The 20,301-nt window shown below is 58.1% G+C and carries 16 protein-coding genes; 9 read left to right on the forward strand and 7 right to left on the reverse strand.

Annotation, left to right across the window (positions count from 1 at the left end; genetic code table 11):
* Positions 1 to 5: 5 nt before the first annotated feature.
* Positions 6 to 392: a response regulator gene (locus GSQ82_RS06995; RefSeq protein WP_158791580.1), complete on the reverse strand. Its 387-nt coding sequence runs from the start codon at positions 390 to 392 to the stop codon at positions 6 to 8.
* 186 nt (positions 393 to 578) lie between these two features.
* Here GSQ82_RS06995 and GSQ82_RS07000 point away from each other — a divergent pair, with 186 nt between their 5' ends.
* From GSQ82_RS07000 to phoU, 7 genes are all read left to right on the forward strand, one after another.
* Positions 579 to 1,283, forward strand: a complete 705-nt coding sequence (locus GSQ82_RS07000; RefSeq protein WP_158791581.1) for a winged helix-turn-helix domain-containing protein — start codon at positions 579 to 581, stop codon at positions 1,281 to 1,283.
* Between the two features lie 15 nt (positions 1,284 to 1,298).
* Positions 1,299 to 2,669: a cell wall metabolism sensor histidine kinase WalK gene (locus tag GSQ82_RS07005; RefSeq protein ID WP_158791582.1), complete on the forward strand. Its 1,371-nt coding sequence runs from the start codon at positions 1,299 to 1,301 to the stop codon at positions 2,667 to 2,669.
* A 116-nt stretch (positions 2,670 to 2,785) separates the two neighbouring features.
* Positions 2,786 to 3,793, forward strand: coding sequence for a phosphate ABC transporter substrate-binding protein PstS (pstS, locus tag GSQ82_RS07010; protein WP_158791583.1), 1,008 nt, complete (start codon positions 2,786 to 2,788; stop codon positions 3,791 to 3,793).
* Between the two features lie 123 nt (positions 3,794 to 3,916).
* Positions 3,917 to 4,990 carry a phosphate ABC transporter permease subunit PstC gene (gene pstC / locus GSQ82_RS07015; RefSeq protein WP_254061475.1) on the forward strand — a complete coding sequence of 358 codons (1,074 nt, stop codon included), beginning with the start codon at positions 3,917 to 3,919 and terminating at the stop codon, positions 4,988 to 4,990.
* Positions 4,990 to 5,901, forward strand: coding sequence for a phosphate ABC transporter permease PstA (gene pstA / locus GSQ82_RS07020; RefSeq protein ID WP_158791584.1), 912 nt, complete (start codon positions 4,990 to 4,992; stop codon positions 5,899 to 5,901). Before pstC ends, pstA begins: the two co-directional genes overlap by 1 nt.
* Positions 5,901 to 6,659, forward strand: a complete 759-nt coding sequence (gene pstB / locus GSQ82_RS07025; protein WP_158791585.1) for a phosphate ABC transporter ATP-binding protein PstB — start codon at positions 5,901 to 5,903, stop codon at positions 6,657 to 6,659. The genes pstA and pstB overlap by 1 nt, the downstream gene beginning before the upstream one ends.
* Positions 6,659 to 7,321 carry a phosphate signaling complex protein PhoU gene (gene phoU, locus GSQ82_RS07030; RefSeq protein ID WP_158791586.1) on the forward strand — a complete coding sequence of 221 codons (663 nt, stop codon included), beginning with the start codon at positions 6,659 to 6,661 and terminating at the stop codon, positions 7,319 to 7,321. Before pstB ends, phoU begins: the two co-directional genes overlap by 1 nt.
* On the opposite strand, the gene GSQ82_RS07035 is transcribed toward phoU, so the two are convergent.
* Together GSQ82_RS07035 and GSQ82_RS07040 are read right to left on the reverse strand one after the other, a co-directional pair.
* A complete protein-coding gene (locus tag GSQ82_RS07035; RefSeq protein WP_158791587.1) occupies positions 7,318 to 10,974 on the reverse strand; it encodes an exodeoxyribonuclease V subunit beta in 3,657 nt (1,218 codons plus the stop codon). The genes phoU and GSQ82_RS07035 overlap by 4 nt on opposite strands.
* Positions 10,967 to 13,717, reverse strand: a complete 2,751-nt coding sequence (locus GSQ82_RS07040; protein ID WP_158791588.1) for a PD-(D/E)XK nuclease family protein — start codon at positions 13,715 to 13,717, stop codon at positions 10,967 to 10,969. Before GSQ82_RS07040 ends, GSQ82_RS07035 begins: the two co-directional genes overlap by 8 nt.
* Positions 13,718 to 13,941: 224 nt before the next feature.
* Between GSQ82_RS07040 and GSQ82_RS07045 the strand changes: the two genes are divergently transcribed.
* Positions 13,942 to 14,844, forward strand: a complete 903-nt coding sequence (locus tag GSQ82_RS07045) for an SCO family protein (protein WP_158791589.1) — start codon at positions 13,942 to 13,944, stop codon at positions 14,842 to 14,844.
* On the opposite strand, the gene GSQ82_RS07050 is transcribed toward GSQ82_RS07045, so the two are convergent.
* The 4 genes from GSQ82_RS07050 to GSQ82_RS07065 form a co-directional block, all read right to left on the reverse strand.
* Complete coding sequence (locus GSQ82_RS07050; RefSeq protein WP_158791590.1) at positions 14,841 to 15,179, reverse strand: hypothetical protein; 339 nt, start codon at positions 15,177 to 15,179, stop codon at positions 14,841 to 14,843. The two genes, GSQ82_RS07045 and GSQ82_RS07050, sit on opposite strands and share 4 nt — an antisense overlap.
* Before the next feature lie 68 nt (positions 15,180 to 15,247).
* A complete protein-coding gene (locus GSQ82_RS07055; RefSeq protein WP_158791591.1) occupies positions 15,248 to 15,772 on the reverse strand; it encodes a DinB family protein in 525 nt (174 codons plus the stop codon).
* Between the two features lie 62 nt (positions 15,773 to 15,834).
* The gene (yihA, locus tag GSQ82_RS07060) at positions 15,835 to 16,446 is read right to left on the reverse strand and encodes a ribosome biogenesis GTP-binding protein YihA/YsxC (RefSeq protein WP_158791592.1); all 612 of its coding nucleotides are present in this window, start codon (positions 16,444 to 16,446) and stop codon (positions 15,835 to 15,837) included.
* Between the two features lie 132 nt (positions 16,447 to 16,578).
* Positions 16,579 to 17,379, reverse strand: a complete 801-nt coding sequence (locus tag GSQ82_RS07065; protein WP_158791593.1) for a hypothetical protein — start codon at positions 17,377 to 17,379, stop codon at positions 16,579 to 16,581.
* A 787-nt stretch (positions 17,380 to 18,166) separates the two neighbouring features.
* Here GSQ82_RS07065 and GSQ82_RS07070 point away from each other — a divergent pair.
* Positions 18,167 to 20,266, forward strand: a complete 2,100-nt coding sequence (locus GSQ82_RS07070; protein ID WP_158791594.1) for a hypothetical protein — start codon at positions 18,167 to 18,169, stop codon at positions 20,264 to 20,266.
* The last annotated feature ends 35 nt before the right edge of the window (positions 20,267 to 20,301 follow it).

The following is a 20,301-nucleotide window of genomic DNA, read 5'->3' on the forward strand; positions in this document are numbered from 1 at the left end:
GGCGCTCACCGTGTGTTTGCAGGCTGAAGCAGGATCTCCAGCTTCTCGAGCAGGACCGGCGCTCCCTCGCCTTTGGTCATATACAGGTCTACGAGAGAGGTTACTTCGGGCGCCAGACCGACGTAGGCTGAGAGCAGGAGGATGGGGACGAGGGGCTTGACCTGGCGCATTCTGACGGCCACCTCGCCGCCGTGCATCCCCGGCATGGAGTAGTCGAGTACGACGACTTCTATCGGCTCGGAGGCGAAGATCTCGAGGCCTGCCGGGCCGTTGGGCGCTGTCAGGACGCGATAGCCGGCACGCTCCAGCAGGAGCTTGCGAACGTGCAGGCCGACGACCTCGTCATCGACGCACAGGACCAGATTCGATTTGTCTTGCCTGGGGTCGGTCACGCAGTTTCTCTTCCGCAGCTTGGTCCCTGCCTGGGGCCCGGTGTCATCGGCAGGGTTACTTTAGAATATACGAGCGTGGCGCTAACTTGTTCTGAGCTTTATGATTCATCGTACGTTCGCAATCTTTTGATCACAGTGCGCTAACCTGACGTTAACTATGTCAAGCGCAAGTTCGAGGTCCACGAATTGAGTCAGACGATTTTTGTATTGGAAGACGACGCGGATATCTCTCGCCTGGTTCAGTATCACCTAGAGAGCGCAGGCTTTACGGTTCGACCCTATCTTGCTATCAATCAAATACTTAGCGACGCCGAACGGCAGCCGCCCGCACTCTTTCTGCTGGACATCATGGTTCCTGGCGGAGACGGTCTCGACCTGTGCCGGCGCCTGCGGCAGAACCCGACGCTGTCGGTTGTTCCTATCATCTTTCTGACTGCGCGCGCGGCTGAGAACGACCGGGTACAGGGCCTAGAGATGGGGGCCGACGACTACATTACGAAGCCGTTTGCTACCCGCGAGCTGGTGGCACGGGTCAAGGCGGTGCTGCGCCGCTTCGAACGCCCTACCGCGCCTTCGCTGCTGAAGTTCGAGAACGTCGAGATCGACGCGAGTGCGATGCAGCTTCGGGTCAACGGAGAGCTGGTTACGACGACCGCAACGGAGTTCCGGCTGCTGGATTATCTTGCCCGCCACCCAGGACGGGTGTTCAGCCGCGATCATCTTCTGGACGCGGTCTGGGGCGATGCACGTTTCGTCACACCGCGATCGGTGGACGTCTATGTGCGGCGCATCCGCGAGAAGATCGAGGCTGACGCTGAGACTCCGCGCTACCTGAAGACGATGCGTGGCGCAGGCTATCGTTTCGAGATTCCGAAGACCGTTTCGGCCTAGGCGCAGGAGTACTCCGTGACGCGTGGCCTCTTTTTTTCGTTCTTCCTCAGGATGACGATCGCGCTGGCGTTCGTCGCACTGATGCGGGTCTGGTTTACTCCGCGTGGATGGATCCTCGGCGTTCTGCTGGTTCTGGGTTGGGCGGCGATCAACGCATTTCTGTTTACCCGCTCAGTGCGGAATGGGATTGCGCTGCTTGAAAGCTCTACCGCGGCCATCCCGGAGCGCTCGGTCGGCGTGCTGCATCCGCCCTACAGCGACTTTGATGGGCTGGCGCACGCGATCTCGGTCGCCTCGGACCATGTCAACCGCTCGCTGACCACAGTCACGGAGAGTCGGCGCGAGCTTGAGGCGATGATCGACAGCATGCAGGATGCGGTGGTTGCGGTCGATCAGGCCGGACGCATCCAGTGGACGAATCAGCGGATGCAAAGGCTCATTCCGGGGGCTTCGTTTTCGAGTGCTATCCGCATCGGCCACGCTCTGGTCCAGACGATCCGCGACCCAGACATTCTGGAGTGCGTCCGGATTGCGCTTGATCAGCGCATCGTCACCGAAGGCCGATCCACCTCGCTGCTTCCGGGGCGGATCTTTGAGGTTGCGGCTTCGCCCATGCCGGCTGGTGGCGCGGTCGCCGTTCTCCACGACATCACGCGCATTGAACAGGTGGAACGTACCCAGCGGGACTTCGTAGCTAATGTATCCCATGAACTTCGTACGCCACTTACTTCAATTAGCGGGTATGTCGAGACGCTGCTCGACCATGAGGCGACGCTGACTCCCATGGCTCGGGAGTTCCTGACGACCATTCTGAAGAATGCGAACCGGATGAATCGCCTGACAGAAGATCTTCTGGTGATGGCGCGCGTGGAGTCCTCTGAGCAGGAACTGCACCCTGCGCCCATACCGGCCGATATCTTGGTGCGCGACGCTGTGCAGGCGATGAGCGGTCTGGTGCAGGATGCGAATGCAATTCTCGAGGTTGAGGGGACTACACGCACGGAGGTGATGGCCGACAGCGATGCTATCGTCCAGGTGCTGAGCAACCTGATTGAGAACGGGATCAAGTACGGCCAGGCCCGCAGCCAGAGCCAGTGCCGGATCGTGATCTCGACGCGCGACGTCGACGAACCCATTCCTTCGGTCGAGTTCAGCGTGCGGGACTTTGGCCCAGGCATCGCCTCCGAACATCTTGATCGGATCTTCGAACGTTTCTACCGGGTCGATAAGGCACGTTCGCGGGAGTCGGGAGGCACGGGCCTCGGACTTGCGATTGCGCGGCACACGGTACAGGCACATGGAGGGGACATCCGCGCCGAGAGTGAGATGAATGCCGGCAGTACCTTCCTTTTCACCCTGCCAAGGGCGGAGGTCTCCTCCGGTTAGGGTTTTTGCGGTTTTTACTGCGATGTAACATCTCCGTAACAATTGAGCATCACACTTAAACGAATCCGAGATGTACAAATTGATTCGTTCGACGTATTCAATCCCAGGGGGGAAAAGTGAAACTGAAAGTTATCGCAGCAGGCGTACTTGCACTTATGGCAGCAGGCGCAGGCGCGCAGAATCTCAATGGAGCGGGAGCGACGTTTCCGTATCCTATTTACTCGCGCTGGTTCAGCGAGTACAAGCAGCAGAACCCCAGTGTGCAGATCAACTACCAGTCCATTGGCTCCGGCGGCGGTATCCGCCAGGTGTCAGAAGGCACCGTCGACTTCGGCGCGACCGACAGTCCGATGAGCGATGAGGCGATCAAGAGCGCCAAGGTCAAGACGATGCACATCCCGACTGTTCTCGGTGCGGTCGTCCCCGTGTACAACCTCAAGGGTGTCAGCGCGAACCTCAACTTCTCCGGCGACGTCATTGCGGACATCTATCTCGGCAAGATCACGAAGTGGAGCGACCCGCGCATCGCGAAGGACAATCCCGGAGTGAAGTTTCCCGACGCTGCCATCCTGCCGGTCTACCGCTCGGATGGAAGCGGAACGTCCTTCATCTTTACCGATTTCCTCTCGAAGGTAAGCCCTGATTTCAAGAGCAAGGTTGGCGCTGCGGCTTCGGTCCGGTGGCCCACAGGGATCGGCCAAAAAGGCAACGAGGGAGTTGCAGGCATGGTTCGGCAGTCGCCTAACTCTTTCGGCTACGTCGAGTTGATCTATGCGAAGGGCAACAACATGCAGTTCGGCTCGGTCAAGAACGCTGCCGGCAAGTTCATCCAGGCTTCTACCGATGGCGTGACCGCTGCTGCAGCCGCTGCTGCGAAGTCGATGCCTGCAGACTACCGGGTCTCGATCACCAATGCTCCGGGTGCGGAGTCTTACCCGATCTCCAGCTTTACATGGCTGTTGATCCCGGTTCAGTCCACCGACGCCGCAAAGGGCAAGGCGCTGGCTGGATTCCTAACCTGGATGCTCGACAAGGGCGAGTCTGAGGCCTCCTCCATGACCTACGCTCCGCTGCCGAGGCCGGTGCAGGACATGGTTCGCAAGACGATAACCAGCGTCAAATAGCTTTACGGCCGCACGGACGTGCTGAGATCCTCCAGTCCGTGCGGTTTTTTTTAGTCCGACCCGCGTAAGACCGCCGGGCCGATACAATCATCCTGGAGTTAACCTGACAGGAACAACAGGATCGTGTCCTCTACCCGCATGACGACCGAACGAAACCCCGGGTCCCCCCTACCCGTTCCATCGACGCTGTCTCCGTCACTCTCTGCGCCGCCACCGGAGCTGGATTCGCCGGGTATGCAGAACTCGCCCATCCGGGAGTTTCTTAGCAAACGCGGCAGCGGCAGCCTAGCGGACAACAGCTTCGCCGCGGTGATGCTGCTGTGCGCGCTCAGTATCTTTGCCATCGTCTTCTTCATCCTCACCATTCTCATCCTTCGCTCTCATCAGAGCCTGGTACAGTTCGGCTGGAAGTTTTTTACACGGCAGGCGTGGGATCCGGTCTCGGGAGACTTCGGGGCATTGCCCTTTATCTACGGGACGCTGGCGACCTCTCTGCTTGCCCTGTTGATGGCGGTTCCTCTGGCTTTGGGCGTCGCGGTCTTTCTTACGGAGCTATGCCCGCGTCCTTTGCGTGCGCCGATCTCTTTTCTTACTGAGTTGCTTGCTGCGATTCCGTCGGTAGTCTACGGGCTGTGGGCGGTCTTTGTTCTGGTTCCGCTGATGCGCGATCATCTGGGGCCGTTTCTGGTCAAGACTCTTGGCTGGACTGGATTTTTTGAGGGTGCGAACTTCGGCGTCGGCCTGCTCACGGCAAGTATCATCCTTGCCATCATGATTCTGCCCATCATCTCGTCACTCACACGGGACATCATGAATGCGGTGCCCAACAGCCAACGCGAGGCGGTTCTCGCGCTCGGCGCAACCCGCTGGGAGATGATCCGGATCGGCGTGCTGCGTAACTCGCGCATTGGAATCGTCGGCGCTGTGATGCTTGGCCTCGGCCGTGCGCTTGGCGAGACGATGGCCGTCACCATGGTGATTGGCAATCATCCGGATATCTCGAAGTCGCTCTTTGCTCCGGGGTATACGCTGGCGAGTGTTATCGCTAATGAGTTCTCCGAGGCTACGGGCGATCTTTATCTTAGCGCGCTCATCGAGATCGGCCTCGCGCTCTTTCTGGTCACCATCGTCGTCAACACGATTGCCCGTCTCATGGTCTGGGCGGTCACGCGCAACGCTCCGGCGAGGGTGCACTAATGAGCACGCAACCCATTAGCAACCAGCGGCCTCCGCTCGATCTGCAGACCCGGTCGATGCGCCTGAACACGGCTCGCCGCAACGCGACCAACTACTTCATCAGCGCGCTTTCTGTTCTGGCGACTGTCCTGGTTATTCTGCCGCTGATCGCGATCCTTTTTTATCTGATCTACAAGGGCGCCAGTTCTCTGAACTTTGCGTTCTTCACTCATATCCCCGCGCCGGTCGGCGAGTCCGGCGGCGGTATGGCGAACTCTATTGTGGGCTCGGGCATTATTCTTCTGGTCGCCAGCCTGATGGGAATTCCGATTGGAATCGCCGCCGGGGTGTACCTCGCGGAGTTCGGTCGCGGGAAGCCTCTGGCCACCGCGGTTCGTTTCACCGCAGATGTTCTCAACGGCGTCCCTTCAATTGTGATGGGCATCAGCATTTATTCGCTGATCGTTCTGCAGCAGAAACACTTCTCTGCGCTCGCCGGTGGCGTTGCTCTTGCGATCATGATGGTTCCGACGATCACGCGAACCACCGAGGAGATGCTGGGTACGGTTCCGCATGCCATCCGCGAGGCGGCCCTTGGGTTGGGCGTTCCGAAGTGGCGCACTGCTATCTCGGTCAGCCTGCGCACGGCCTCGCCAGGGATCATCACAGGTTGCATGCTTGCTTTTGCGCGCGTCGCGGGTGAGACCGCTCCGCTGCTCTTCACAGCATTCGGGAACCAGTTCTGGAGCTTCAAACTGAACGAGCCTATCGCCGCGCTGCCTCTGCAGATCTACGTCTACGCTATCTCGCCGTATGACGAGTGGCATCGACTGGCATGGGCGGGCTCGCTCGTCCTTATCGTTCTCATCATGGTCTCAGTCACGCTCGTCCGCATCTTTGCCAACCGCGGCGTACTCAAAGGAGGAAGCTAGTGGGAGTAGGCATCTTAGTCGAGGGTCTGAACGCGTGGTATGGCTCGACCCACACTCTGCAGGACATTAACCTGCCGATCCCCGCGAATCACGCCACCGCACTGATCGGTCCCTCGGGCTGCGGCAAGTCTACCTTTGTGCGCTGCCTTAATCGCATGCATGAGACCAACCCAATCGCCCGCGCCACCGGCGTTGTGAAGATGGGCGATATCGACATCTACAAGGATGCTTCGCCGGTTGAGATCCGCCGCCGCGTGGGTATGGTCTTCCAACGGCCCAACCCGTTCCCAACGATGTCGATCTACGACAACGTCATCAGCGGACTCAAGCTCAACGGCTTCCGCAATCGACGCATCCTTGACGAGACGGTAGAGCGTTCGCTCAAGCAGGCGGCGCTTTGGGAAGAAGTGAAGGACGATCTCAAGAAAAAGTCCGGCGCTTCGCTCTCCGGCGGCCAGCAGCAGCGCATGTGCATCGCCCGTGCTCTTGCGGTCGATCCCGAGGTGCTCCTGATGGACGAGCCCGCCTCCGCGCTCGATCCTGTCTCCACGTCAAAGATCGAAGATCTTATCTTCCAGCTTAAGTCTCAGTACACCATCGTCATCGTGACGCATAACATGCAGCAGGCTGCGCGTGTGGCCGAAAACACTGGCTTCTTCCTCAATGGGAAGATGGTCGAGTTTGATTCCACCCACAAGATTTTTACGAATCCCAAGGACAAGCGTACGGAAGATTACATTACCGGGAGGTTCGGTTGATGCGCGTCAAATTTCACCAGAGCCTCGACGACCTCAAAGAGAAGCTGCTTGTGATGGCTGGCATGGCCGAGCAGGCGATCCAGCGCTCTATCGAGGCATATCGCACACGCGATCTCACTATCTGCGAACTGGTCTTCCGCGCTGAACCCTCGATCAATCGGCTTGAGCGCGAGATCGATCAGATGGCGCTCGACCTGCTCGCGATGGAGCAGCCCATGGCTATCGATCTTCGGTTCATCCTGTCGGTCATCCGCATCAACGCGGACCTCGAGCGCGTGGGCGACCAGGCTGTCAACATTGCCGTTCGCGTCCGCGAGATGGGGGCCTTCGCCAACACTGACCTGCCTGTGGACATTCCGAAGCTCGCCTCGCTCTCCTCCGCAATGGTTCGCAAATCGCTTCAGGCTTTTATCGAAGGCGACGCTGAGATGGCTGAGTCTGTCCTCCAGATGGACGATCAGGTTGACGAGATGAATGACGCCGCGTTCTATGCGTTGAGTTCGCTTATCAAAGAGAAGCCTGAGCTGACTCCACAGTCTCTCAACGCTCTAATTATCGCTCGTAATCTCGAGCGCGTTGGGGATCACGCCACGAACATCGCAGAAGACGTCATCTTCTGGGTACGTGGGGCAGACGTGCGCCACAACGCCTCTGCTGTCTAAGGCTCCCACCAGATTAGTTTCGGCAGCATTAGGTAATACAGGCCCACCCGTACACTTCCCGCATCGACGCGTCCTTGCATAGCACGTGCGTAGGCTGCCATCTGCGCCCCGTATTTCACGCGTTCGCTGGCTAAGAACTCCTCTATTCCTTCGCGTCCGTGCGATGCAGTCTTGTAGTCGATGATCCACAGGTAATCACTACCCGGCTCAAGGGGCTTCTCTCCGGCCATAAAGAGGCGATCGAATCGCACAGTGCTTCGGCTCTCGCTCCAGGAGGTCAGCGCAAACTCGCTCGAAGCTCCGTCGTGGGTGCGGATCAGCCAAAGGCCTGCGTCATCTCGCAGCATATTGTTCAGGGCCGTCTTCACACGCCCCACTAGGCGCTCGACAACTGTGGGCGACAGACCGTCTCCGCGCAGGACCGCTGCAATTCGCGGGGACCATCCTGCTATCTGCTGCAATAGATCCTCCACACCGACACCCTCTGCTCGTCGCTGTGCTATCTTCTCCACGAACGCATGCACCGCATTTCCAAATGATCTTGCCTCAAACGAACCCTCCGGCCTTTCAAAGCGGGTTGACGCAGGCGCTACTGCACTGTCTCCATACGACAGTCTTCGCATAGCTTCAAACCGCATCGCCGGCTCGAACCCGAGTGGCAATCGTTGTAGCAAAGATGGTCGAGCCTGTTCTTTCTCATATTCTGCTGCGAGGTCTACAACGAAATCTTCTACTTCGGTGACGAGCGACTTTTCAAACATCTTTGCTATCGCATCCGAGCCTCTCTCGGAGACAACTTCAGTTCCAGTCGCATCTTCAGCATTCGTTGTTGCGAAGTGTCTCTGTGCGGCAGGCCAGGCCGTGGCCAGGAGGCTTCCGTATGCGCGACTAATTTCGCCCTTCGATGTTCGCTCGGGAGAGGCGAACAGATGCAACTCCTCCCGCGCCCGAGTACATGCCACATAGAACAGTCGCTTTCTCTCTGCAGCTTCACGCGTCTTGTCCATGTTTTTGAGCCACACGTTCAACTCCTTCGAGCCTTCGCCCCGGCCTGCGATAGGTGCAAGCACGATCGGCGCAGCCTCAGCATCTCCCGAATCGATCTCGCTCCACGTCAGGAGTCTCTCGCGGCTGGCCTGCGCTCTCTTCTCCAGCCCGGGCACTATCACCACGTCCCACTCCAACCCCTTAGCACCGTGGATCGTCATCAGATCAACCGCGTCCGTGGTTGCCGCAGGTTCGGCGAACAACTGATCCAACCGCCGCTTCAAGAGGCTAAGGTCCATCGTGCCAGCCTGCTCCTCCACCTGATCGAGCAACTGCAGATAACGACGCGCATTAGCCATCTCTGCAGTCTCCAGATAGACATCGCCCCCCAAGGACCGCCAGGTTCGCTCGACCCACTGCGCCGTCGTCAGCACTGTACGATGTTTCTCAGCCGCTTGCAGCACAGGCCACACTCGCGCCAGCCTCGTGCAGCTCTCTTCGCTCAACAGATCTCCGCGCTCGGCGATAAGATCCTCGACGCACCGCTCCGCTAATCCAAAATCATCTGCACCCGCAAGCATGTGCAGATCGGCCATTCCCAGCCCGCACCACGGAGCATGTAGGACCGCGAACCACGCTACACGGTCTGCGGGATGCAGCAACGCACGCGTTAGCGCGAAGAGGTCGAGTACCTCCTGCCGCTCTCCCAACGCTTCGATCTTGACTGCGCGAAAGGGAATTGAGCCGCGCGTCTCGTCTTTCAGCTCTGCGACAATGTCGGTGAGAAGATTTCGGCTCCGCACCAGCACCGCGATCTTCCACGGCGCTGTTCGGCCTTGGGGCAGAGGCCGGGCACGCCAATCCTGGATGACCGTACGTACCTCTCGGGCCTCTAATTTAGATTGTCTCCGCCGCGCCGCCCTCTTCTCTTCAATCGAATCCTCCAGATCCACCGCTCGCGCATGCCACACCATACTGCGCGCCTCGTATTTTGATTCCCCTCTCACTGCTCGAGCTTCGACATACGGTACCTCTTCAGGATTTGCCGCAATCATCTCACGTGGAAATAGAAGCGAAAAGTCTTCGTTGAACGCTTCTACCAAGCCGCGCTGCGACCGAAAGTTTGCTGTTAGCCGCAGGCATCCCAGAGGTAGATCACCTAGAAGTCTTGTCTGCATGGTTCGGACGAAGCGCTCGACTCTTGCCTGTCGAAACAGGTAGATCGACTGCTTCGGGTCGCCCACAAGGAATACCGTCTGACTATGCCCGTCCCAGCCTTCGGTCAAAAGTTCGATCAGTCTGTACTGGCTAGTCGAGGTGTCCTGCACCTCATCCACCAATAGGTGTTGTAGCGTCATGCCCAGCGCCGCATTTAAATCCTCTACTGCTCCTTCTCGCTCGAGCGCACCCTGCGCCAGCAGCCCCATCTCCGCAAAGTCGCACTCGCCACGCTGCGCAAAGATGACTTGCAGTTCCGCAAGGGCACGGCTCAACACGCGGAAGAATGCCTTTGCTACTCGCCACTGCTCCTCCGGATAGATTGCCGGTGGCAGCTGGTTCACCCGCTCGATCGCTCGCAGCAGATCGTCTCTGTGCGCTACCTCATCGAGCAGCGCTTTTAGACTCCTCTTCTGATGCGGTGTCGTCTCAAATCCCAGTGTGTTCTTTGCGAAACTCTTTCTCCAAGTACGCGCAGACGGCGTCACCAGAAGATGAATCAACGCTCGCCAGTGCTCAAGTTCCGCGGCGTCGGTCGAAGGCACACCTACCCTGCCTGCACACGCAGCAATCGGTGATCGTTCTCGCTCGTAGGGCTCGATCTCCGCTAGCGATGAGGCCAGCGCAGCGAGCGCACGTAGAAAACTTTCAGGGACGGCTTGCGCGAATTGAGTAAGGCCGACGCATACTGCCTGCTCCAGCGTGCGTTGCAGCTGCGGCAGCACTTCGAGGTCCAGATACTCTTCATCCATCCCCGGCTGGCCAAGGAGAGGAACGAGCTCGCCCCACTGGTTTCGCAGTGGAAGCATCTCTACGAGCAAACGCTCGCAGTCCGACAGGCTTCCATCACGATGCAGCAAAATAGTTCTGAAGGCTTCGTCCATCTGCGCGTCTGCACCGCCGAGTTGCATGAGCGTCTGGCGGGCTGCCTCGCGATACATCAGCGTCGCGTCCTCCACGGGAGCCATCCGTCCACCGCCTCCCGATAGTACCGGCAGCAGGCGAGCGATTTCACCGCATACGGAGTCGATGGTGCGGATATTCAATCTGCGAGGATGCTCCAGCAATCCCCATGCAAACAGGGCGTCGCGCTTTAGTACCTCTTCCGCCAGCTCGCGCGTAGCATGATCGAAGCTTGAGGCGTCACTGATGCTGTCGCGGCGCTCAGCACTTTGAAGTTGCGCCATCACGCGTTCGCGCATCTCGTTGGTGGCCTTGACGGTGAACGTGATCGCAAGGACCTGCTCCGGCTTCTCCACGCTTTCATCTGCGAGGAGCTTTAGATAACGCTGGATGAGCAAGCCCGTCTTGCCTGAACCGGCGGGAGCCTCCACGATCCATGACTGCTGCACGTCGAGTGCGTGCTCACGTTGGTTCCAGTCCGGTGGACGACCATCGACGCTATCTTGCGAGTGAACTGCATTGGGTACAAGAAACAGTTCACCCACGGTTCGCCTCCTCTAGGTCTTCGTCGGTTGCATCGAGCATTGTCACATCGAGACGGCACAACAGCCTCTGTCCGCAGTGGGCACATGTCGCCGGATAGGTCTTTGGCCGCACTCTTGCATCGCCGTTAGCGAACTCTTCCGCGAGATTCACCAGGACCCGCCGCCATTCCGCAATTTGGTCCTCCAATGTAGCTGCTTTCATCCTGGAGATCTTTGGCAGCACGCCATGACCTACCGAATAGCCCTTCAAGTCACGTCCTTCTCCAGCTCGTACTAAGCCGAAGGCTACGCCTTGCAGGCTCTCAGGCTTAGAGAGAATCGCGTAGAGGGGGAGTTGTGGCGCATCCGGCCTCTCCGTCAGCCAGTCGCTCGGCGAAGCATCTCCTGTCTTGTAGTCGATCAGTATCTCTCCACCTTCGACCATGTCCACGCGATCCATACGCACGCTCAGCCGGAGTGGTCCCACATGCACGTCAGCAAACTCCGTCTCGCTTCCTCTCACCTCAAAGGGCAGTGCTCGCTCCAACTCCAGTTCCAACCACCAACGCAACAGTCTGCGCAGCCTCTCCCGTTGCACCTCTACATAGGCTATATCCCACGCGGTCGAGCTCGACTCTGCGGTTCTCTTCAATCCTTCTCGGATGCTCCATTCCAATGCCTCCTCTCGCTCTTCTTCGGTCATTGAACGAAGCTGATCCTGCGTTTTCACTTCATCCCAGAACAACTCCAGCGCTTTGTGCACCACTGTGCCGCTCTCACGCGCATCCATCCCGGGCTCGACTGACGCCAGCTCTGTCGCCCAAAGCCTTTGCTCTGCGAAGGCTCTAAACCCGCACGCTGCTTGGAGTTCCAGGATCCTCGCGCCTCCTGGAATCACACGGTCGGGCAGTTCTCCCACGCGTTCTATATCTTCAAGCTCCTCCAGCGAGACCACTATCCGATTGGGCTCATCATCAATAAGTTCTCTGGCAGTTACAAATTCCAGATCGGAGACCGTCTGGTGCGGGACGTCAGAATCTTCAGAAGCGAGTTTTGCATGCAGAACAGGTGAAGGCCGCTGTGTCCCGTCCTTGCTCTCGTGCGCATAGCTGAACACCACTGTCGCAGCACTCTCTGCAATTCGCTTCGTCATCCTCCGGGCTTCTTCACTGTCTCGGGCGACATCGGTTCCAGGCATTTCAAGCTCTCGCTGTAGAGTCCACGGCAGCAGGGAACTGCTCCGTGTCTCCATTGGCCAGCTGAACTCGCCCGCGCGTAAAAACCATACCGCATCAAATCGACTGCCCGCGGCCTCGAGCGGCCCCATGATCTGGACCGGAGCCTCTCGTGACTCTGGCGCAAAGACTGTTTGCCGCGTGATCCGCTCAAGTCCCGTCAGCGCGTGCGCAAAGTCCACGCTGATCCCGTCGAAGTCGAGTGTTACCAACTCATCGAACGCGCTCTCCCACCTCTGCCGTGTCTGGAACTCGACACTGGTCTCGCTCACTCCTGCCCCCCATCCGGCGGCCTCCAGAAGTTCTCGCATCGCATCGGCCCAGTCGGCATGGCTTCGTGCATTCAGGCCTTCGATCCGCCGTGCTACCGCATCCATCCGGCGCAGCGCGCTTAGTAGATGCCCCAGCTTTGATCTGCGGCGCGAGCCCTCAATCAGCGCAACCATTGCCTCCAGCGAGATCTCCGGACGCAGCATCCTTTTCTTTCTCAGCTCGAACGCATCGAACTCTGCGCGTGGTCCGCGCTCCTCATTCGCCACCGCAACGTAGGGCGAGAGCAAAAGGATACTCACCCGCTCCAGCGGCAGGGCTTCCATGGCCCAGCGCAAGAGGTCGAGCGCAACCGATGCCATTTGCGTCTCCGACAACGCGACGCCAAGCGAAAACTCATATGGGCCGATCTCATTTCCAGCGCGAATATCCTCGAGCTCGGGGGCCAGCAATTCGCGAAAGACTCGGTCGATCTCTCGACGTTCGCTCTCCAGCCCTGGAACAATTACTGCGACGCTAGCGTGTTCTTGTGACTCCAGGAGACTTCTTATCCAGCGTGCGGCAGTGCGCAACTCCTCTTGTTCTTCTGTCGCCTCCACCAACACTGTTCTCTCGGCCTTTGCGCTCACCGGCAGCTCCGAGATCGACATCCCCGCTGTTCGCATAGTCTCCAGCAAAGTCTCCCGCGCCGGGGTCAGGGTGTCGAATCCAACCAGCACCAAGCCGCTCTTCGCGGCCGCAAGCTGGCCCTTCTGAACCGCACTGCGCAGCACCTCTTCCAACTGAGCGTGTGTGACGAACCCTTCGGTACGGCACACGCCCTCCATCATCTGTGCCCAGCGCTGAAACGCGCGCGCATCGGAGCTTCCTCCGGAGCCTCGCAGTTTACGCTGTCCCTCGTAGCTCCATAGAAGGCGCCATGCTTCGGCGGCCATCTCTGCGAGGGTCTCAACTGTCTTCAGACTGGCGAGCTCTTCATCGGCCTCCAAGACGGTTCGCCATACCGCGTGTTCCTGTGACCGGTTCAGCAGAAGTCGAGAGTCCTCTCCAGCTACAAGCAGCTCGCGCCACAGCGCGGTCGTCCATGTCTCCCACGCCGTTACAGCGGTCGGTGTCCAGCTTGTGTGGCCCAGTTCCTTATTGCGCAGGTCAAAGCCGTGCTGGAGGGTCCGCGCCGCCCGCTGGTTTCCTGTGACCACCGTCGCGCCACGCTCCAGCGCCTCTATGATCTCTACCGGCAGAAGCTCTGCAACATCCATACCTCGGTTATACGCCCCGTGCCAGGGATAAAACCTTCGCATCATGCTGTGCAAAAAACGTTCGGAATCACTCCTGATCTCGGCCCGTGCGACTTGCTTCGCAGCCCTCAGGCCACCTTCGGGAGGCTCGTATGGAATACGTGATGTGCCCAGCCTGACGGGGCGCTTGCCATATTGGCGATGCTTCGGGCCTCAGCCAGTTATCATGGGAAGAGGAGTCAATTTTGTCGCGCAAGCTGCTCTTCCCATTTGTTCTCACACTGGCTCTGCTCTCCGGCTGCGGGCCCAAGACGCCGAGGCCGACGCCGAAGACAAACGCAGGCGATCAGAAGACTTTCACTATCCGTGGACGCGTGCTGGCCACCACGTCCACTGGCGTTACGCTCGACGGCGAAAACGTCCCCGGTTTTATGGAAGCTATGACCATGGAGTACAAGCTCAGGGACCCCAGCGTCGTCAGCGAACTGCACCCAGGCGACCGCATCACCGCGACCGTTCTTGCTGACCATTCCTCCGAGGGGTATACGAATATCCGCCTCGACAATATTGTCGTCATCGCCCAGGCGCGACCTGACTATAAGCCCGCGATTCAATACCACGTGCCCACTACCGGCGACCAGGTACCTGACTTCGTTCTCCTTAACCAGAGCGGACGTACTGTTCACCTCTCTCAGTTCAAGGGCAAGGTTGTCTTGATGACTTTCATCTACACTCGCTGCCAGCTGGCTGACTTCTGTCCGCGTATGAGCCGGAACTTCGCTGAGATCGACCACGCTCTGGCAGCGGAGCCAGCCCTCTACGACCAGACACATCTTTTGTCCGTTAGCTTCGATCCTGCTTACGACACGCCTAAGGTTCTACGCAGCTACGGCGGTGCGTATACCGGCAACTACACCAATGAGAGATTCGCCCACTGGGACTTCGCTGCGCCCACGGAGAAAGATCTCCCTACGGTCACGCAGTTCTTCAACGTAGGCGTTACTCCCGGCGATAGCAGATCTCTCACGCACTCGCTTTCTACGGTACTCATCGGCAAAGACGGCAGGATCGTCGATTGGTATCCCACCAACGAGTGGAAGCCATCTGACGTCTTCAGCCAGATCAAAACGCTGCTTCCTCAAAGCTAAGGCGTGGCGCTCAGCAATTCTACACGGACGATCTTGCAGTCCACGTCCTTACCATCCGGGTTTGTCAGCTTACCTTTCTTTCCGTTGACCTCGTACTTCATCGTGGTTCCGACGACGAAGTCGGTTGCATTCATCGAGTGTTTTCCATCGGTCCTGCAGGTGTACTGCTTGTCCGTGCCGGTGAAGAACAGGTCGTACTGCTGATGTTTATGATCCTTATCGCTTGCCCCTGTGGGATTCACGTCCTTTAGTATCGTCCGGCCTTTGAACTTCGCCGCCATCGCCGGCAGCACCGTCATCAGAACCAATATCGTCATCAGATATCTCTTACGCATAGTGCAGTCTCCTTTTTGTGCCGATGGTAGATGCGCCAACGTCGCCTTTTCATTAGAAATTCTGGTCATCACTTCGACCACGGTGGAACCACACCCGACATTCGGGCATAGGCGATCAGTTGCCCCATATGCTCGTTGTCGTGAACGAGAATGCGGAGATACATACCGTCCACAGTCGCATCCTTATCCATGATCCTGACCTTGCGCTGGAGATCTCCCGGCTTCAGTTGGGCGCGGGCGGTCCTCACCGCATCGAGCGATCGCTTTAGGAACGCGATAACATCCGCTTTGGACGTCAGGGATCTCTCGATCTGATCCTCTGTTTCGCTGGCCTTGATCTCCGATGGCATCGGTGATCCCGTCACGCTCAGCAGATAGAAGTTTGCCACCGCGATGTGCATGTAGACCTCGCTGGTCGACCTCACTCCAGGCGCAGGGCGCCAGCTGAATTTATCCGCCGGTGTGGCCTCCGCCAGGGCGATCAGCTGCTTTGAGACATGGCTCCACTCGCCGTTGTACCCCTCCCAAAGGCCCTCATATTGCGCGTGCAGGGTGGCGGTAAACAAGATCATCAGCAGGAAAAACTTCTTCATGAAATCTCCCGTCGCTAATTTGCTGGTCTGACGTTCCAACAGGCGAGAGCCAACGGCTACGTTTAATCGGCGATCTCCTGCAGCTTCGCCCATAGGGCCTTCGTTCCCGCATCTGTTTTGGCCGATACAGCAAGAATCTCGTCGACCTCGTGCTCCTTTTTCAACGCAGCTACCGACTTCGCCAACTCGTTGTTCGACAGCTTATCAGCTTTCGTTCCAACCACCAGGTATGGGCGCTGCGTCTGCTTGAAGTAGGTAATCAGCTGGGTGTCGTTCGCCTGCGGTGGAATGTTCGTGTCCACGAGGCAGATGCAAAGCGCCAGCGTCTCCCGCTCCGCCAGATAGGGTTCGATAAACTTGGGCCACTCGGCCGATATGGACTTCGAGATCTTAGCGTACCCGTATCCCGGCAGGTCGGCGAAGATCAGCGTGGGCCTCAGCTTCATCTTGTCTCCCGAACCTTCGTGCAAAGCAAAAAAGTTGATCGCCCGCGTTCGTCCAGGCGTAGATGAGGTGTGTGCCTGCTTCGATCCAAGCAGGGCATTGATGAGGGAAGACTTGCCTACGTTCGAGCGTCCCAGAAACGCTATCTCCGGCGCTCCGTAGGTCTTGGACTCGGCGGGGAAGTGCGCGACGTCGGTGGCAGATAGTAGAAAAACAGGATTGAGCCGCATTGAGTCAGTCTACCGCTTCATCCTGCTGTTTACTTTTGAGACTTTGCTTCCAGTAAATTCGACTACATCAAAAAGCACCCACTCTCACGTGAAGAGCGGGTGCTTTTTGGGAGCAGATTGGATCGGGTGGATCTAGTCCCGAAGTGTAACTGTAACCGGCGCCGTCAGGTGGAAGGTCACCGTTGACTCCGAAGGGATTACGACGTCTTTGTTTCCGGTAAACGCGGCTCCAGCCGTGCCCGCGCCGGCGCCCAGTAGACCACCGATCAGCGCACCCTTGCCGCCACCCGCCAGGCCGCCAATCAGAGCGCCTCCACCTGCGCCTCCGCCGATAAAGCCTGCGGTGCGCTTGCCCTTTCCGCTCTGATCTTTCTCGTAAGAGGTCACGCTGACGGGCGTTCCGGAGATCGAGGTCACCGCAATGCCGAGTGCGCCTGACCCCTTGAACCTACCGCGTCCCTTTGCGGCGACCACTGTACCCACAACATGGGCTCCGCGTGGAAAGATGGTCGCGCCGCCGGAGCTGCGGAGAGGCGCTGCCAGCACGCCCGTAAACCCGTCCCCGACGTTGTTGTGGCTCGCGCTGAGCTGCTCTGTAATGGTAACGGTCACCGCGCTACCTGCTGCTGCCGTTACTTTGCGCGGCGGTGGAGGGGGTGGGGGCTCGGCCACCATGGCGGGGCCTGGTTGTACTGCCGGCTGCGCTGGCGGTGGTGCAGATGACGTCTCCGATGCCGGGGCTGGCGCAGTTGCAGGAGGCGGAGCAGCCGTCGAAGGATTCGCAGCTGTAGGGGTGCTGGGTTGAGGGGCCACCGTCCCGTCCGAGTTAAGACCTTGCGCAGGAGGTGGAGGAGGAGAGCTCTTGCATCCGCCGACGAAGAGAGCCGTCGAAAGAGCTAATGTTGCTGCAAAGGGTATTGAACCTGTTCGCATGGCTTGTCTCCAGATGGTGCGCTAATTGCCAGATCAATATCCTGCATAGATTAGACCCTCTGGCAAAAGTTGCCAAGAGAGAAGAAGGCACTTTGAGATTGGTCTGACGGGCATCGCCGTTTCGTTGGCAAGATCGAATCTTCTCAGAAAATCTTCTCATTTAATATGAGTTGGATAGTTATCAATGAGTAAATAGGGTGTACCGGATGCGGCATTTTTGTAAACTCTAAACTCATTTGATCGCAGCTTTGTGGGCTAGTTTCGGACGGCCAATCGGAGTGTCGGGCAGCAGGGGATAGGCATTCCACGAGAGCGAGAATCTCTCGTTTTGGTAGATGTTATTCAATTTTACCGAGAATTATCGAAGAAATGAGCCGGAACCCCGATTGGAACTGCCACCTCTCATGGCTCCGTGGTACTGTTATCGCCTGACGCAGAGTAAGCCATCAAAGGCCTCGTATATAGATACAGAGATGTGACCCGAAAGTACTACGGGCAATTCCCGGGTAGCGGGTTATGCTCCATGGGAAGTCATCAATAAGTATCTTCCGGTAGAGGACGATCTGCCTGTCGGCGACTACTAACTCTCAAGGGACCGCTAAAGATAAACTACGCGAGATATTTGGAGAAAATCGAATATTATTCTCACATTCTGATCCAGTTTCCCAAAAAAGAACTAGTACTAGTTTCTCAGACGTCGTTCTCCTCTTCACTTCATGTCTGTAGCTTCAGCTTCGAAAGTTCAATCTGCTCGAAACCGTACCACCACCTTCTGGAGGGAACACCCATGATTGGCAACTATTTTGCCCAGCTGACAGCTTCAAAGCGAAGCGCGCTCGCATTGCTCGCCTCGTGCGCGATCTTCACTGCGGGCTGCTCGAATATGACAAGCACGGCGCCAGACACAAACTCTTTTAGCACTGCGGCTACCCTTAGCGGGCGTGTGCACGGCGGTAACCAGCCCGTGGTCGGTGCCGCAGTCCAGCTCTGGTATGCGGGCCAGGCTCCCGCGGCTCCCGCGCTTGCGGCTTCGACTACGACCGATAGCACAGGAGCGTTCTCCTTTACAAAGGACGCAACTGACGGGGAGACCCCCACCACTGCCAACGAGTTTTCCTGCCCCACCGTGAGCGGCACCACAAATCCTCTGGTTTATGTCATATCCGAGGGTGGAAATACCCTCAACGATGGCAGCTCTGCCAACAATACCGCTGCCGTGTTCCTTGGCATCTATGACGTCTGCAACAATCTGGGGACGCCGCACTTTCTTCATCTCAGCGAAGCCACAACGGCGGCTACCATGGTTGCGGCGCAGCAGTTCTTCAACCCGGCGTTCGACACACTTTCGGCGGACGGCACGGGAGCCCAGAAGATTATCGTCGAGAACCTTAAGAACACGATCGCTCTTCTCGCGAATGTGGCGGACGGGAGTGTAGCTGGTACGACAACGCTCAATGCAGCCACAGGTGGTACAAGCAACATCAATTCTGCTGTGTCCATGAACGCAACTCCCGAACCGGGCAAGATCAGCCTGCTTGCGAATATCATGGCCGCCTGCGTTGATAATGCAAGTGCGACGGCGACTCCTTGCACGACGCTCTTCAACGCTGCAGTTCCGCCTGTACCCAATACCACGACCAACAACCCGGTCTCTTACGCCAAAGCCAAGGATACGCTTCAGGCACTCTTCTACATGCTGACGAATCCGACCAGCACGGCAGCCGGTACGTCCAATATGAACACGATCTTTGGCCTTGCCGGTGGGCTTTCCGGTCCCTACCAGCCGGCTCTCAACACGCAGCCGACCGATTGGACTGTTGCCATCAACTACAACAGCACCAGCACCTGCGGTACACCGACCGGCGGAACAGGTGGCTTCATCAGCGGCCCTGCCGATATTGGAATCGATAATGCCGACAATCTCTGGATTGCAAACTCCCAGGCCAGCACAGGAAATCTCGTCGAGATCTCCGCGGCAGGCATTCCTACCGTATGCCTCCAGGTTGGCAGCGGTGGATCGAAGAGTGGAGGTGTCGTCGACATCAACGGCAACATCTGGACCGGTGCAGGCAACAGCGTCTACCGTTACAACCCATCGCTTAAGACGATGCTCGCGATGCCAGCCGGCGTAGCGGTCCTCGGCGTTACCACGGACGGTAACGGCAACATCTACTTTTCCTCAACCAATGGATCTTTGTATGAACTGCCGAACGGAACAGCAGCACCCTCTGCGGTCACCCCGGTACAGATCTCCAGTACTGTAGGTACCTATCCCATCCGGCTGATGCCCGACTTCCAGGGCGAGGTCAACAAGGTTGCGAACCCAAGCAACATCTGGGTCTCCTCCGGTGCCGCTTTCGTCTCAGAGGTATCCCCCAGCACCTCGGGGTCAGCTATGAACGGCTTCGTGACAGCTCCCATTGCCACTTCGGGCAGTTCCTACGGACTCTCCATCAACCAGATCAACAGCGTCTTCGTCTCGGCGATGGATACGAATGCGGTTACGTCCCTTGTATTGCATTCGGGTTCCTATGCCGCTCCTACCGGTTGGCCTTTCACGGCAACCACTGCAGGCATCGCCGGCCCTACGGCGATCTCCATCGATGGCCGTTCCAACACCTGGCTTCCTAACAATACCAATGGCACTTCCACCGGTAGCATAAGCGAGATTAGCGATACGCCAACTGCCACCTCTCCCTCAACTGGCTTCCAGAGGCCTTCCACGTACCTGAACTCGAGCCGCATATTGGTCATCGATCAAGCAGGAAACGTCTGGGTCGCGGGAGACGGCGCCAGCTTCATCACCGAGATTGTCGGTGCTGCCGTTCCCCTCTATCAGCCGTACTCGATGGGTCTTACGAACGGTCGCTACCAGGCGATCCCCTAACCCACGCTGCAAAACGTCAACAGAAAGCCCCGGGA

The sequence above is a fragment of the Granulicella sp. L60 genome, from assembly GCF_009765825.1.
Classification (GTDB): domain Bacteria; phylum Acidobacteriota; class Terriglobia; order Terriglobales; family Acidobacteriaceae; genus Edaphobacter.

Bases quoted from the DNA above. Each gene is read 5' to 3' on its own strand.
- pstA (WP_158791584.1), top strand. From the start codon at position 4,990: ATGAGCACGCAACCCATTAGCAACCAGCGGCCTCCGCTCGATCTGCAG.
- phoU (WP_158791586.1), top strand. From the start codon at position 6,659: ATGCGCGTCAAATTTCACCAGAGCCTCGACGACCTCAAAGAGAAGCTG.
- GSQ82_RS07040 (WP_158791588.1), bottom strand. From the start codon at position 13,717: ATGGATGTTGCAGAGCTTCTGCCGGTAGAGATCATAGAGGCGCTGGAG.
- GSQ82_RS07050 (WP_158791590.1), bottom strand. From the start codon at position 15,179: ATGCGTAAGAGATATCTGATGACGATATTGGTTCTGATGACGGTGCTG.
- GSQ82_RS07055 (WP_158791591.1), bottom strand. From the start codon at position 15,772: ATGAAGAAGTTTTTCCTGCTGATGATCTTGTTTACCGCCACCCTGCAC.
- yihA (WP_158791592.1), bottom strand. From the start codon at position 16,446: ATGCGGCTCAATCCTGTTTTTCTACTATCTGCCACCGACGTCGCGCAC.
- GSQ82_RS07065 (WP_158791593.1), bottom strand. From the start codon at position 17,379: ATGCGAACAGGTTCAATACCCTTTGCAGCAACATTAGCTCTTTCGACG.
- GSQ82_RS07070 (WP_158791594.1), top strand. From the start codon at position 18,167: ATGATTGGCAACTATTTTGCCCAGCTGACAGCTTCAAAGCGAAGCGCG.